This is a genomic window from Taklimakanibacter albus, from assembly GCF_016595235.1.
In the GTDB taxonomy this organism is placed as follows: Bacteria; Pseudomonadota; Alphaproteobacteria; order Rhizobiales; family Aestuariivirgaceae; genus Taklimakanibacter; species Taklimakanibacter albus.
This window is the reverse complement of record NZ_JAENHL010000006.1, coordinates 1,021,406-1,036,072: the sequence shown is the minus strand read 5'-3', so window position 1 is coordinate 1,036,072 and position 14,667 is coordinate 1,021,406. Positions and strand designations below refer to the sequence as shown.

Annotated in this window: 12 protein-coding genes; 3 read left to right on the top strand and 9 right to left on the bottom strand. The window is 64.1% G+C overall.

Annotated elements, in window-relative coordinates; translation table 11 throughout:
* Positions 1-5: 5 nt before the first annotated feature.
* The 7 genes from JHL16_RS09710 to ilvD form a co-directional block, all read right to left on the bottom strand.
* A complete protein-coding gene (locus JHL16_RS09710; protein WP_200184631.1) occupies positions 6-1,556 on the bottom strand; it encodes a xylulokinase in 1,551 nt (516 codons plus the stop codon).
* Between the two features lie 10 nt (positions 1,557-1,566).
* A complete protein-coding gene (locus tag JHL16_RS09705; protein ID WP_200184630.1) occupies positions 1,567-2,592 on the bottom strand; it encodes an ABC transporter permease in 1,026 nt (341 codons plus the stop codon).
* On the bottom strand, positions 2,589-3,581 hold the full coding sequence (locus JHL16_RS09700) for an ABC transporter permease (protein ID WP_200184629.1): 993 nt from the start codon (positions 3,579-3,581) through the stop codon (positions 2,589-2,591). The genes JHL16_RS09705 and JHL16_RS09700 overlap by 4 nt, the downstream gene beginning before the upstream one ends.
* Positions 3,582-3,622: 41 nt before the next feature.
* Positions 3,623-4,927, bottom strand: a complete 1,305-nt coding sequence (locus tag JHL16_RS09695; protein WP_200184628.1) for a sugar ABC transporter substrate-binding protein — start codon at positions 4,925-4,927, stop codon at positions 3,623-3,625.
* A gap of 60 nt (positions 4,928-4,987) precedes the next feature.
* Positions 4,988-5,332, bottom strand: coding sequence for a non-heme iron oxygenase ferredoxin subunit (locus JHL16_RS09690; protein ID WP_200184627.1), 345 nt, complete (start codon positions 5,330-5,332; stop codon positions 4,988-4,990).
* A gap of 171 nt (positions 5,333-5,503) precedes the next feature.
* Positions 5,504-6,388, bottom strand: coding sequence for a tetratricopeptide repeat protein (locus tag JHL16_RS09685; protein ID WP_200184626.1), 885 nt, complete (start codon positions 6,386-6,388; stop codon positions 5,504-5,506).
* Between the two features lie 13 nt (positions 6,389-6,401).
* Positions 6,402-8,126, bottom strand: coding sequence for a dihydroxy-acid dehydratase (gene ilvD, locus JHL16_RS09680; RefSeq protein ID WP_200184625.1), 1,725 nt, complete (start codon positions 8,124-8,126; stop codon positions 6,402-6,404).
* Between the two features lie 232 nt (positions 8,127-8,358).
* Between ilvD and JHL16_RS09675 the strand changes: the two genes are divergently transcribed.
* Both JHL16_RS09675 and JHL16_RS09670 read left to right on the top strand, forming a co-directional pair.
* A complete protein-coding gene (locus JHL16_RS09675; protein ID WP_200184624.1) occupies positions 8,359-9,480 on the top strand; it encodes a YjgN family protein in 1,122 nt (373 codons plus the stop codon).
* 2 nt (positions 9,481-9,482) lie between these two features.
* Complete coding sequence (locus JHL16_RS09670) at positions 9,483-10,556, top strand: M48 family metallopeptidase (protein WP_200184623.1); 1,074 nt, start codon at positions 9,483-9,485, stop codon at positions 10,554-10,556.
* A gap of 42 nt (positions 10,557-10,598) precedes the next feature.
* Here JHL16_RS09670 and JHL16_RS09665 read toward each other — a convergent pair whose 3' ends face one another.
* Both JHL16_RS09665 and JHL16_RS09660 read right to left on the bottom strand, forming a co-directional pair.
* Positions 10,599-10,907 (bottom strand): chorismate mutase, encoded by a 309-nt coding sequence (locus JHL16_RS09665; protein ID WP_246770847.1) that lies wholly within the window; start codon positions 10,905-10,907, stop codon positions 10,599-10,601.
* Between the two features lie 12 nt (positions 10,908-10,919).
* On the bottom strand, positions 10,920-13,064 hold the full coding sequence (locus JHL16_RS09660; protein WP_200184622.1) for a ComEC/Rec2 family competence protein: 2,145 nt from the start codon (positions 13,062-13,064) through the stop codon (positions 10,920-10,922).
* A gap of 82 nt (positions 13,065-13,146) precedes the next feature.
* Here JHL16_RS09660 and gltX point away from each other — a divergent pair, with 82 nt between their 5' ends.
* A complete protein-coding gene (gene gltX, locus JHL16_RS09655) occupies positions 13,147-14,571 on the top strand; it encodes a glutamate--tRNA ligase (protein ID WP_200184621.1) in 1,425 nt (474 codons plus the stop codon).
* Positions 14,572-14,667: the final 96 nt, after the last annotated feature.

Here is a 14,667-nt window from a genome sequence, read left to right as displayed (position 1 = left end):
CCCCCTCAGCCGGAATGGTAGCGGTCGACGAGTGCGCGATGGGCATCCATGTCGCCGCGCACATGCTGGTAGAAGGACGACCAGATGTCGAAGAAGGCCCGGTACCGCTCATGCAGCTTGGGATCAGGATCGATGGTCTCCTTGATCCTGACGATCCGGTCGAGCGGCTCGACGGGCGAGCTGTAGATGCCCGCCGCGGTGCCGGCGAGAATGGCATCGCCGATCGGCGCCGCCTCGCCGATATCGGGCACCTGAAGCGGCACATTCACGACATTGGCGGTGATCTGATTCCAGAAGCGGCTTTTGGTCGGCCCGCCATTGAGAATGAGGCCATCGACGGCGACGCCGGCTTCGCGGGCGATACGGATGTTGGAATAGAGATCGAACGCCACGCCCTCGATCAGCGCCCGGATGAAATGCGAGCGCGTCGTCGTCGGGCGGATGCCGAAGAAGGCGCCGGTGGCGTTGCTGTGCCAGTTGGGCGACAGCGTATTGCCGAGATAAGGCAGATAGAGCAGCCCATCCGAGCACGGCGGAACCTGCATCGCCTGCGCCGTGAACAGGTCGAAGACATTCTGCCCCATCCTTTCGGCGAGGCGCCATTCGCTGTCGCCGAACTGATCGCGGAACCATTTCAGCGACGCGCCGGTGAAGGCCATCGGACCGTCGAACATGGTGAGACCCGGCAGCACATGCGGCCATTTGAGAATACGGTATTCCTCGACCCGCTGCTCGGTCGGGATCATGATGCCCAGATTGGAGCCGGTGCCCATCGAATAATAGGCCTGGCCGGCCTTGGTGACGCCGACGCCGAGCGCCGCCGAGCTGATATCGGTGCCACCGGCCGCGACCAGGGTGCCTGCACGCAGGCCGGTTTCCTCCGCCGCCTGGCGCGTCACCTCGCCGACGAGTTCATGCGAGCGGTAGAGCCGCGGGAACATCTCGAGCGGAATACCGATCGCATTGGCAATGCCCTCGTTCCAGCTCTCCTTCTGATACTCATAGGCATAAGCGAGCCCGGCATCACCGGTATTCATCGTAAAGTTGCCGCACATGCGGAAGGTGCAATAGCCCGACGGCGACAGAAATTTGTGGATGGCCGAGAAGATATGGGGCTCATGGCGCTTGATCCACAGCGCCTTGGGATCGATGAACCACGGCGCGATGCGGTTGCCGTTGTTGCGGTTGATCGCCGCCTCGCCGACCCGCGTCCTGATGTCCTCGCATTCGGGCTCCGAGCGCGCATCCATCCAGATCATCGCCGGGCGCAGCGGCCGGCCCTGATCGTTGACCGGCAGGGTGACGCCGACCAGGCCCGACAAGGCCACGGCGGCGATGTCATCGGCGAAGCGGCCCTGATCGAGGCATTGGCGAATGGCCGACACGACGGCCGACCAATAATTACCGGGCTCCTGCTCGGCCCAGCCCGGAAAGGGATGGAAAAGCGGATGCTCTTTCGACCCGAACGCGACAAGCTTGCCGGTATTCGTATCAAGGATGGCGGCCTTCACATTGGTGGTGCCGATGTCTATTCCGAGGGTGAGATGACCGCGCAAGTTGAACTCCCTAGCTGGATGCACGCGGACGGCCGATGCGGGAAAGCGCGACCGCGGCGATGAGCACTGTGCCGACAATGAGATTCTGATACCAGGTGCCGATGCCCCAGATGGCCAAAAGATTGAGGCCCGAGGCGAAGACGAGACTGCCCAGCAATGTGCGCCATGGCGAGCCGACACCGCCCGACAGCGCCGTGCCGCCGATCACCGCGATGGCGATGGCGGTCAGTTCGTAGCCCGAAGCCAACGGCGCATCGACCGATTTGAGCCGCGCGGTGAACAGGATGCCGGCGAGCGCGGCGCAGAAGCCGCTGATCATGTAAGCCAATACGACGAAACGCTCGGTCCTGATGCCGGCATAAAGCGCCGCCCGCTCGCTGCCGCCGATCGCATAGAAGCGGCTCCCGGCAACCGTGCCGTTCACGAACAGGATCAAGGCGACGAGCACCGCCAGGAAGACCAATGTGCTGAAGGGGATGCCGAGGACCACCTGATCGCCGATGAAGGCGAAAACGGGCGAGCGCAGATAGTAAGGGTGGCCGTCGGTCAGCACATAGTTGAAACCGCGCAGCGCGGTCAGCGACACGAGCGTCATGATGAAGGGCGCGATGCGGAAATAGGCGATGCCGATGCCGTTGACGGCACCGACGGCGCAGCCGGTGACGATCGCGATGGCGAGGAACGGCAGGCTCGGCCCAGCGTAAGTATTGCCTTTCACCAGCCAGCGCAGGCCGAGGCCGTCGCCCAGCAGCACCATGACCTTCACCCCCACCACGATCGAGAAGATCATCGTGGCGGCGACCGACAGGTCGATACGGCCGGTCAGCATGACCACCGTCATGCCAAGCGCCAGCAGGCCGAAGACCGACACACTGCGCAGGAGATTTTCGATATTCTGGCCGGTCAGATAATATTCCGACGTCACGGCGCCGGTGACGATGATCGCCGCGATGAGCCACAGCAGCGGCTCGGCGCGCAGCAACGTCACCAGCGAAGGAAAGCTTGCGGATGAACTCTTGAGAGTAGCATCGCTCATTTGCCGGTCCCCCGCTTGAGCGCATCCGGCAGCACGACGGCCAGAATAACGGCGGCGATCGCCACCTGCTGGAGATAGATGCTGACGCCCAGCTGGTTGAGCAGATTGTTGACGACGCCGATGATGAGCGCCGCCACCAGGGTTCCGGTGATGGTGCCTTTGCCACCGGAAAGGGCAGCGCCGCCCAGCACCGTCACCGCCAGAACGCTGAGCTCGATCCCCTCGAAGCCCGACGGGTTGATATAAGAGAGCCTGGCGCTGTCGAGCATGCCGGCGAGCGCCGCGCAGAAGCCGCATAGCATGAACACCGCAATCCGGACGGCCGCCACATTGATGCCCGACAAGCGCGCCGCCTTGACATTGCCGCCGGTGGCGTAGAGCGCTTGCCCGAAGATCGAGAAGCGCGTCAACGCGATGGCGAGAACCGTCAGGACGAGAAGAATGAGCACCGGAACCGGCAGCCCGAGCAGAGTGCCGCGGCCGAGCCAGACATAAGGTCCGATGCTTTCGGGATAAAGCGCCTGGCCGCCAGAGGCGATATTGGCCAGCGCCCGGGCGATGCCGAGCATGCCGAGCGTTGCGATCAGGGAGGGGATGCGCAAACCGGCGACCAGGATTCCGTTGATCAGGCCCAGGACGAGCCCGGTGAGAAGCGTCACACCGATGACGAGCACCGGCGATCCCGTCGGGATCAGGATACCGCCCAACACACAAGCGAGAATGGCGACGCCGGCGATCGACAGGTCGATCTCGCCGGCGATCACCACCAGCGTCATGCCGATGGCCATGACACCGATGGCGGCGACCGCCATCAGGATCACCTGCAGGTTGGCGGGCGCCAGGAAGGACGGCGTCACGAGCTGCGCCGTCAGAACCAGCAGCAGAAGGATGGCAATGCGGCTCAAACCGCCGATCTGCGCCCGGAACGGAGCCGGGTGCCTGATCGCAGGCGCGGAACGCGCCGCATGGGTGTCGTCGACAGCGCTCATGCTGCTGACCCTGACATGGCTGATGCTCCCGTCGCGTGCGGTCAGCTGGCCACTTCCGGACCATAGGCATAGGGCCATTCGTCCGGTGTCAGTGTCTCGATGCCCTCGATGGTCATCTTCTCCCGCGTGATCATCGGCAGATTGGGCGTCAGGATGAGCTTGGGCGGCGCCTCGGGCAGCAGTCCCGCCTTGTGGCCGATATGCGCGATGACGGCGCGGATGCCGATGTCGCCGATGAGCGGCGTATAGGGCGCCACCATGTCCATATTGCCGGCGCGGATCTCCTTCAGCACCTCGCGGGCGTCGTCATTGGCGAGGATGATGATCTTCTTGCCTCCGGGCGCGCTGTTGAGCCGTCCTGCCTCGCGCACCGCATCGAGGGCGCCCATCGCCTCCTCGCCGCCGGTATTGAAGATGATCGCGATGTCCTTGAAGGCCTGCAGCGCATCGGCGGTCGCCTTGAAGGCCAGGGTGCGCTGGCTGTTGGTGTGATAGTTCGCCAGGACCTTATAGTCGGGGCTGTTGCCGATCACTTCCAAATAGGAACCGGTGCGGATCGAGTCCGCCGTGCTGCCGAGATCCTTGCGATTGCAGATCATGGCGCCCGCTCCCGCCGCGGCGTGCTGGAGATAGAGTCCCTGCTGCAGGCCGTTGGCGTAGAAGTTGCCGAGAACTTCGGAACTGATCACTTCCGAGGACGTACGGCGGTCGAGGCTCACCACCGGTATGCCGGCGGCGATGGCGCGGTCGACCGGCGGTCCCATCGGCGCCTCGCGCGAGGGCCACAGCACGATGCCGTCGAACTTCTTGGCGATCCAGGTATCGATCACCTGCCCCATCTTGTTGTCGTCGAACTCCGCGTCGATGACTTCGAGCTGGACATTGGGGTGGCGTGCCGCCTCCCAGGCCGCCGTGTCCGCGAGGCTGATCAGCCAGGGATGGTTGAAGCCGTGGAAGACGAAGCCGATGCGATAGGTCTTGGCCTTGTCGAGCACCGGTCCCTCGTTCATCGGCAGATAGTCCGTGAACGGCGCTTTGATCTGAAGCTTGCTGTAAGGGCCGGTGAAGCTCGCGCCCATGCCCGGCTTCCAGACGAAGCCGCCGGCGAGATCGCCGACCGGGTAGACATCGAGATAGTCGCGGAAACCGTCCTTCTCGAACAGCGCCTTGATGTCGGCATTGGCCATGGCGGCCTTGGCGGCATCGGAATATTTCTTGATCAGAGCATTGAGAAGATCGTGCACCGGCGCGGCGCTCGCAGGTGTGCTGGCGAGACCCGGCAGTGCGGCGGCGCAGGCTAGACCCGCGGCGCTTTTCAAAAGCTGGCGACGTGAAACGGCTGGCATCGATTTCCTCCCATGGGGTTATCCGGAGATCTTTCTCTCGGATGGTTGCTTCGTGGCGGCTTATCCTCCATCGACGAGGACATAGACGGTCCCCTGCTCGATCTTGGTCTGATAGGTCTTCAAAGCTTCGGTGACGGGCGGCGACAGCGGCTTGCCCGTGGGAATGTGGAACAGGCCCTGGTGCAGCGGGCATTCGATGGTCTGGCCGTTGATGTAGCCTTCGGACAGGAACGCATGCGCGTGGGTGCAGATGCCCGCCGTCGCGTAAAAGCGACCATCGAGATTGTAGAGCGCGATGCAGGACTGGTTGTGCTGGATGCGGGTCGCGTCATTCGGCGCCAGGTCGGCGGCACGGATGGCGGCCACCCAGACTTGCGATTGCCCTTGCGCGTCGACCTCTCCCATCACGTCCCTCTTTGTTTTCGTTCGTCCGGTTTTCGTTTCCTTTCGCTTGGCGCGCAAATTCATTGTTCCCATGGCGATATCTATGGCGGCGATAACGCGCGCATCCGCCGGCGATGCCGCCGCGGTTGAACAACTTCGCAGGTGATTGTGCTCGGGAGAGCGGACGCCCGATTATTCCGGCGTCTGATTGGCCTCGTCGTCGGCCGGATACTGGTCGGCCCAGACGGTGGCGCGCGCTTCCGCCTCCAGCCTTTCGGCCTCGGTCGTCTCGGCCAGCATCTTGTCGAGCTGGTCATAGATGCCGGGCGCCTCGCCCGGGCGCGTCGTCGAGCGGGCGAGCAGATACCACATGATGGCGCGGGTGCGGTCGCGGCGCACCACCTCGCCCTTCCAATAGAGATCGCCGAGGGAGGCCTCGGCCGGCGCATAACGCTTCTTCGCCGCCGCCAGGAGCCAACGCAGCCCCTGCTCCGGCTGCTTGCGCATGCCCTGGCCGCGCAGCGCCATGACGCCCAGCGCATATTGCGACGCCGGATGGCCATAGGTGGCGGCGAGACGATAGATGCGGTTGGCGCGGTCGAAATTCTGATTGACGCCCGCCTCCTTGCTGCCGGTGCGGTAAAAATCCGCAACCCGCACCAGGGCATCGACCATGATGCGGAGCCGGTTCTGGTCGCTTTCCTCCGAATCGAAGGCATCGGCGACACGGCCGTAATAGGAGAAGGACTTGGCGTCGTCGCGCGGCACACCGCGGCCCAGGCGATACATGTGGCCCAGATACCAGTCGGCGACGATGTTGTTGTCGTCGGAAGCGCGCTCGAAATATTTGCGCGCCTTGGCGAAGTCGCCCTCCTTATAGGCCCGCTTGGCCTTCTTCAGGTCGTCGGTCCAGAAGGGGATGAAGTCGAGGTCCGGCGTCTTGATGTCCGGCGTCGCCGGCATATAGGAGTAGAAATCGGAGGTCCAGCCGCCATCCTCGGCGCGGGCGGAATCGAGGTGGAAGGCGAGCCAGGCGGTGATCACCGCAACTGTCGCAACTACTCCACGCGCCCACATACTCGCGCGCCGATTATATATCGGCGTAGCAAACACCTTCGTGCAATCCTCCGGGATGGGTCACAGCACCGCCCACAGCGGGACCAACCTGCTGCGCATATTTCCATAGCGCGCCGGCTCCATAGCCATGTTCGCGCGGCTTCCAGTCCTTTTTACGGCGAGAAAGTTCCGCAACTGTGACATTCACATCGAGGCTCCCCGTCTCGGCGTCGATGGTGATGATGTCGCCGTCCTTGATCAGGCCGATCGGACCGCCGAGCTGGGCTTCAGGCCCGACATGGCCGACGCAGAAGCCGCGGGTGGCGCCGGAAAAGCGGCCATCGGTGATGAGCGCCACCTTGTCGCCCATGCCCTGGCCATAGATCGCCGCCGTGGTCGCCAGCATCTCGCGCATACCAGGGCCGCCGCGCGGGCCCTCATAGCGGATGACCAGCACCTCGCCTTCCTTGTACTGGCGGTTGGTCACCGCCGCGAAGCAGTCCTCCTCGGTATCGAAGCAACGAGCGGGGCCTGAGAATTTCAGATTCTTCATGCCGGCCACTTTGACGATGGCGCCGTCCGGCGCGAGATTGCCTTTCAGCCCGACGACGCCGCCCGTCCGGGTGATCGGGTTATTGGCCGGACGCACGACATCCTGGTCCGGATTCCATTTCACCTTGGCCATGTTCTCGGCCACCGTCCGGCCGGTCACCGTCAGGCAGTCGCCATGCAGGAAGCCATGGTCGAGCAGCGTTTTCATCAGGAGCGGAATGCCGCCCGCCTCGAACATGTCCTTGGCGACATATTTGCCGCCCGGCTTCAGGTCGGCGATATAGGGCGTGCGTTTGAAGATCTCGGCGACGTCGAAGAGATCGAACTTGATGCCGCATTCATGGGCGATGGCCGGCAGATGCAGCGCCGCATTGGTCGAGCCGCCGGAGGCCGCCACCACGGTCGCCGCGTTTTCGAGCGCCTTCAGGGTCACGATATCGCGCGGGCGGATATTGCGCGCGACGAGCTCCATCACCTTTTCACCGGAGGCGAAGCAGAAGGTGTCGCGGATCTCGTAGGGGGCGGGCGCGCCACAGGAATAGGGCAAAGCCAGGCCAATCGCCTCGGCCACCGTCGCCATGGTGTTGGCGGTGAACTGGGCGCCGCAGGAGCCCGCCGAAGGACAGGCGGCCTGCTCCAGCGTCTCGAGGTCGGCATCGCTCATCCGGCCGACCGAATGCATGCCGACCGCTTCGAAGACGTCCTGGATGGTCACCGGCCGACCCTTGAAGGTGCCGGGCAGGATCGAGCCGCCATAGATGAAAACCGAGGGCACGTTGAGGCGGACCATGGCCATCATTATGCCCGGCAAGGACTTGTCGCAGCCGGCGACGCCGACGAGCGCGTCATAGCAATGGCCGCGCATGGTCAATTCGACCGAATCGGCGATGCATTCGCGCGACATGAGCGAGGCCTTCATGCCCTGGTGTCCCATGGCAATGCCGTCGGTGACCGTGATGGTGCAGAATTCGCGTGGCGTGCCGTTGGCGGCGGCAACCCCGCGCTTCACCGCCTGGGCCTGGCGCATGAGCGAGATATTGCAGGGCGCGGCCTCGTTCCAGCAGGACGCTACGCCGACCAAAGGCTGATTGATCTGGGCCTGCGACAGGCCCATGGCGTAGAGGAAAGCCCGGTGTGGGGCCCGCTGCGGACCTTCAGTCACATGGCGGCTGGGGAGTCTTGTTTTTGTTATGGTTTTTGCATCCATAGTCTGTCCGTGTCGCCGCCCCTGAATCCGGCTCATGTCCCATTTTGGGGCTGTCTTGCATCCCGACAGCTTCCCGGACATAGGGTTATTGGCAAAATTTGGCGGATGGAAGGTTGATTATGGCAGGCTTTGGGGCTTACTTAACAAAAGCTCGCCCTGTGACATTTCTGCAACATTCTGTTACTTAAGCTTGCAGAGCTGGAAAACTGGTTGCAAGGACGGCGGGAATACCATGGATTTTAAGGCAGTTGACGCGGCGGGGGCCGGCGCCGGCACCCCCATTTCCATCGAATATGTCGATAAACCGGGCCTCGGGCGGATCGCCCTCATCAACGCCCTGCTCTTCGTGGTCACCCTGACCATTTACCGCTTCTGGGCAAAGACCAATGTCCGCAAGCATATCTGGGGTTGCGTCCATATCAATGGCGAACCTCTCGAATATACCGGCCGCGGCGGCGAGCTGTTCCTGGGGGCGCTCATCGTCTTCGGCCTGTTCTTCCTGCCGGTCATTATCCTCCTCATGGTGCTGCAGCTTTCGCTCGGGCCGGAGCATCCCCTGCTCATCGTCGTCAACCTCCTCCTCTTCCTGTTCTTTCTGCTGTTCTGGGGCATGGCGCTGTACCGGGCGCGGCGCTATCAGCTGTCGCGCACCTTGTGGCGCGGCATCAGGGGCGCCCTTGTCGGCTCGTCCTGGACCTACAGCCTCCTCTATTTCGCCACCAGCCTGCTCAGCGGCATGACCCTCGGCTGGTCGACCCCGGCGATGAATCTCAACCTGCAGGAACGTATGACCGGCGACATGCGCATCGGCACCATGCCGTTCCGCTTCCGCGGCCGGGCCGGACCACTCTACGGCCCCTATGCCGTGTGCTGGGGGATATCGTTCGTCGCCCTCATCCTCCTGGCGGTGCTGATCGGCTTCAGCATCTATGGGCTCGGCGATTGGCCCAGAACGGTCCTGGACGACAAGCCCAGCGCCGCATTCAGCATCCTCATCGTCTTTGCCTTCTTTGCCGGCTTCTTCGTCTTCGGGGCGCTCTACTCCATGATCTGGGCGTTCTACACGGCGCGCGAGATCGCGATCTTCGCCTCCTACACCACGCTCGACCAGGCGCGCTTCACGATCGCCGCGACGGGCTGGAGCTTGATCGCCCTCATTATCGGCAATCTGCTGCTGGTGATCTTCACGCTCGGCATCGCGACACCCTTCGCGCAGCAGAGGCTGGTGCGCTATTTCTGCCGCCGCATGTCGGTCCAGGGCACCGTCGATATCGACCGGATCATGCAGTCGCGTGAAGCGGTGGGACGCACCGGCGAGGGTCTCGCCGACGCCTTCGATGTGGGAGGCATCTGAGCATGCGGACCGATGCGCGCTTTTTCGACGGCGAGATCGCCCGCGATCACGCCGTTTCCCTGGAACTGGTGCCGGACGGGCTCGCCATCGGAGGCCCGGAAGTCACGCCACGTGTCTGGAGCCTCGCCGGCCTCGCCGCCGTGGCGCCGATGCGCGCCGGCTACCCGCTGCGCCTCAGCCATGAGGCCTTCCCGGGCGCCCGCCTCGTCATCACCCAGGAGAGCTTCGCCCGCGAGCTCGTCCGTCTCGTGCCGCATCTCGCCGGCGGCCCCAATCTCAAGCGCGCCGGCCGACTCGCCGCGATCATCGGCGCGAGCGCCCTCGCCGCCATCGCCGTCCTCTATCTCACCCTCTCCTATGCCCCGCAGTCGCTGGCTTTCATCCTGCCCGACAGCTGGCGCAAGAATCTCGGCGACCAGGTCGAGGCGAGCTTCGCCGGTGACGGCAAGCTCTGCGCCACGAGCAGCAGCAACGCGCTGCTGCGCACGCTGAGCGCCCGTCTCATGGAGGACAACCCGGACGCGCCGCCCTTCGAGCTCAAGGTCTACGATCTCAGCATGCTCAATGCCTTCGCCTTGCCCGGCGGGCGCATCGTGATGACGCGCAAGCTGATCGATGCGGCCCGCAGCGCCGACGAGGTCGCCGGCGTCCTCGCCCATGAGATCGGCCATGTCCAGCACCGCCATGCCGAAGCGCAGCTCATCCGCGCCATGGGCATCGAACTCCTGCTCCAGATCGTCTCGGGCGGCGGGGATTCGATCAGCGGTTTTGCCGGCCTGCTGGCGATCCTGCGCTTTTCGCGCGACGCCGAGCGCGAGGCCGATTCCTATGCCCAGGACATGCTGGTCAAGGCCGCCATCGATCCGACGGGCCTCAAGCGGTTCTTCGAGGAGCTGAAGAAGCTCGAGGGCAAGGGCGATTCGGGTGGCCTGTTCGGCACGATGACCGACATCATGTCGACCCATCCGGTGACCGATGAACGCATCGACGCGATCAAGCCTCTGCCGCAAGGCGTTACGGCGCGCCCCACGCTCAATGATACCGACTGGGCCGGCCTCAGGAAGATTTGCGGCTAGATATCAAAACGTTAGTGAGGAATTTTCGAGAGACTCTTTAAATTAAATCTGCCGCTCTTCAAAGGCGATGAACTGTTCGATCATCTCGCGCCACACGGCCACCGCAAGATCAGGCTCGACATCGGCCGCGACGGCGAGTTTGCGGATATGGGCCAGAACTTCATCGATCCGCGCCGGGATGCGCGCCGGCAGCTGGGCCGTGCGCTTGATCTCGATGACCTCTTCGACACAGCGCTGACGCTTGGCAAGCAGCGCCACGAGCTCGCTGTCGACGCCGTCAATGCGCCGACGCAGCTCGGCGAGCGCGTCAGCGGCTTTCTGCTGATGCTGATCGGTCATGGGCAGAGCCATGCACTTTTCACCTTAGGGGCGCGATGTGTCCTTGCGACGCGGCTCAGGCATAATTACCCAAGGTCGCTCACCCTGAAGATCCCGCGCCGTTTCGATGCGAATGGTATCGCCGTCGATATAGAGGGCATGGGCGCCCTTGCGCCACACCGAGAAGCGGTCGATGCGCAGCCTCACCGACCGGCAACGGCCGCGCAGCGGAAAACCTGTGACGAGGATGTCCGCCTCGGCACAAGGCAGCGCCATGGCCGGCACCTCCTTGCCCACATAAACCACCCGCGTGCCCTGGATGCTCGTCCGGCAGACATCCTCGACACATGTCCAGCCGGGACGGCGCGCCGCTTCCGCCGGCTGTGCGTCGTCGCCTTCCTGACGCAGCCACTGGCTCACGGCAAAGCGTCCCCGCCGCGCCTGGACCGGGATGAGGTCGCCCTCCGCCCCGCGCGCCGCCATGGTCTTGGCCGCTGTCTCAACATGGATATCAGGATCCTCTCTCAACCATATGAATATAAACGAGATTAGTGACAGGAGTAGGGCCGCGCCGCGAAGCGGACCACGGGTCAGGCAGAGGACGATCGCCGCCAGGCCCAGCAGGATGGCGCTGGGCAGCGGCAGCGCCGGCACCATACCCTGCGCCTTGGGCAGGCCCGCCACCCAATCCGAAACCGCCTGCACCCAGACGAGGCCCCAATCCATGGCGCGCAGCGGCCCGGCTTCCAGGCCCAATGGCATGGCGAGAACCGAGAACAGGGCCATCGGCATCACTAGGACGGACATGGCCAGAAAGGCCAGGAGATTGGCGATCAGCCCATAGGGCGCGAGACGGCCGAAGTGATAGGCGGCGGCAATCGAAGACAGGCCGCCTGCGGCCAGCGAGGTGAAGGCGGCCGCTGAAACGCCATGATACCCCCACCGCCATAAGCGCCCGACCGGACCATAGGCAGGCTCCTCCTCTTTCAGCCATTTGCTCCACACCTCATGGAAGGCGAGAATGCCCATGACCGCGAGAAAGGACATCTGGAAGCTCGCGCTGAGCGCCGCCTCCGGAAAGGCGACCAGGATGATCAGGGCGGCGATGGCGAGGTTGCGCAGCGACAGAGCCGGCCGGTCGCAGAGAATGGCGATGAAAATCACCGCCAGCATGATGTAGGAGCGCTGGGTGGCGACCGATGCATCCGCCAGAATCATATAGGCGAAGCCCATCGCAAGCCCTGCCACGGCGGCCCATTTCTTGATCGGATAGGACGTGGCAAGCGCCGGCGACAGCGCCAGCACGGCGCGCACCAGCCAGAAGCACAGGCCCGCCACCAGGGTCATATGCAGGCCCGAAATAGAGAGGATGTGCGCCAGTCCCGATGTCTGGAGGCTGTCATTCACCGCGCGGGGGATACTGCCCCGTTCGCCGGTGATCAGCGCCTCCGCGACGCCGCTGCGCTCAGGCGGGATCACTGCGCGGATACGCTCCCCGATCGCATCGCGCAGATCCTGCACCGCCGCCTTGAAGCGCAGGCGCCAGGATGCATCGCTGCCCTCGATCGCAATGTCGCCGTAGAGACGGCCGGTCGCACCGATGCCCTGGAACCACAAGGTCCGGCCGTGATCATAGCCGCCGGGAATGACGGGGGACGGCAGAGGGAAAAGCTGGGCCTTGGCCTTGACCACCTGCCCCGGCCGCAATCGCGTCCCGCCGGATAGGGTGAGGCGCACCAGGGATGGCAGGCGGGTGACGCCCTTGCCTTCGAGCGCCAGGATACGCAGGACCACCGCCCCCCGCTTGGGGCCACGAAGCTCGAAATCCTCGACTACGCCGGTCAGCACGACCTCACCGGTCGGCGCCCTGATTGCGGGATTCGCGACCCATTCGGTCCTGAGCTTGGCAAGGCTGAAGCCCAGAAGCGCCAGCACCAGGACCGTCGCGACAAGACCGCGCCTTATCCGGACCAGCCAGAAGAGGAACGCCAGGAACAGAAGGATCACGCCCAAGGCCCATGAAGGCGGCTCGCGCGGCAGGGCGAAATAGCCCCAGATGCCGGCCATCAGGCAGACCGGCGACCACAGGAATAAGGTGCCGGACTGGCGGGCGACAAGGGTGCCCAGCCAGGCGCGCCAATCAAGCCTTGCGCCTTGCTCCGCGCCGACATCCTGAACCCAGTCCGCCACGCACCGCCCCTTACACAGGCCGGGGCTCTATGCTAAGCCCCGCCCAACATCCCGAACCCCATATTTGCCAAGAAAAGCGGCCATGTCATCGTCCGTCATCACACGTTTTGCTCCCTCGCCCACCGGCTTCCTCCATATCGGCGGCGGCCGCACCGCTCTGTTCAACTGGGCCTATGCCAAGAACCGCGGCGGCAAGATGCTGCTGCGCATCGAGGATACCGACCGCGAGCGCTCGACTCCGGAAGCGGTCGACGCCATTCTCGATGGCCTGACCTGGCTCGGGCTCGACTGGGATGGTGAAGCCGTATCGCAATATGCGCGCGCCTCGCGCCATCGCGAGGTGGCCGAGATCCTGCTCGCCAAGGGCCATGCCTATCGCTGCTACTGCAGCCCCGAAGAGTTGCAGGCGATGCGCGAGAAGGCCGAGGCCGAGAAGCGCCCGGTCCGTTATGACGGCACGTGGCGCGACCGCGATCCCGCCACCGCGCCCGCCGGCGTCAAGCCGGTGATCCGCTTCAAGTCGCCCCAGCAGGGCGAGACGGTGATCGAGGACCACGCCCAGGGTCGCGTCGTATTCCAGAACAAGGAACTCGACGATCTCATCATCCTGCGTTCCGACGGCAACCCGACCTACAATCTCTCCGTCGTGGTCGATGACCACGATATGGGCGTGACCCATATCATCCGCGGCGTCGACCATCTCACCAATGCGGCGCGCCAGACGCAGATCTACAAAGCGATGGGCTGGCACGTGCCGGAGATGACGCATGTGCCGCTGATCCATGGGCCGGACGGCGCCAAGCTGTCGAAGCGCCACGGCGCGCTCGGCGTCGAGGCCTACCGCGCCATGGGCTATCTGCCGGCCGCGATGCGCAACTATCTCGCCCGCCTCGGCTGGAGCCATGGCGATGACGAGATCTTTTCGACCGAGCAGATGGTCGACTGGTTCGGTCTCGATGCGATCGGCAAGTCGCCCTCGCGCTTCGATTTCGTGAAGCTCGAGAATCTCAACGGCCACTATATGCGCGGCACGCCCGATGCCGAACTGCTCGCGGCTTTCATCACCTTCCTGCCGCATGTCGCGGGCGGCCCCGAAATGCTCGGCCGCATCGATGCCGGCATGAAAGCGAAACTGCTGCGCGCCATGCCGGGCCTCAAGGAGCGCGCCAAGACTCTCGTCGACCTGATGAAGAGCGCGCAGTTCCTGTTCGCCGAGCGTCCGCTGACGCTCGACGACAAAGCGCGGCAGATCATGGCGGATGGCGGCGTCGCCGCGCTGACGGCGCTTCTACCGGTGCTTGAGGCAACAGAGTGGAATGTCCAGAGCGTCGAGGCCGCCGTCAAGGCGCATGCGGAAGCAACCGGCGCCAAGCTCGGAAAGCTGGCGCAACCCTTGCGCGCGGCGCTCACGGGAACCAGCACGTCACCTGGTATCTTCGATGTGCTCGACGTTCTCGGCCGCGCGGAGTCATTAAACCGTATTGCGGATGCCCTTAAGTCTGGTTGACCGTCATGGTGCACTGCAATAAACTTTGGTCATATAACGGATAACGGCAGGGACAGAAGATATGACAACAACAGCCGCGACCAAGAAAACCGCAGA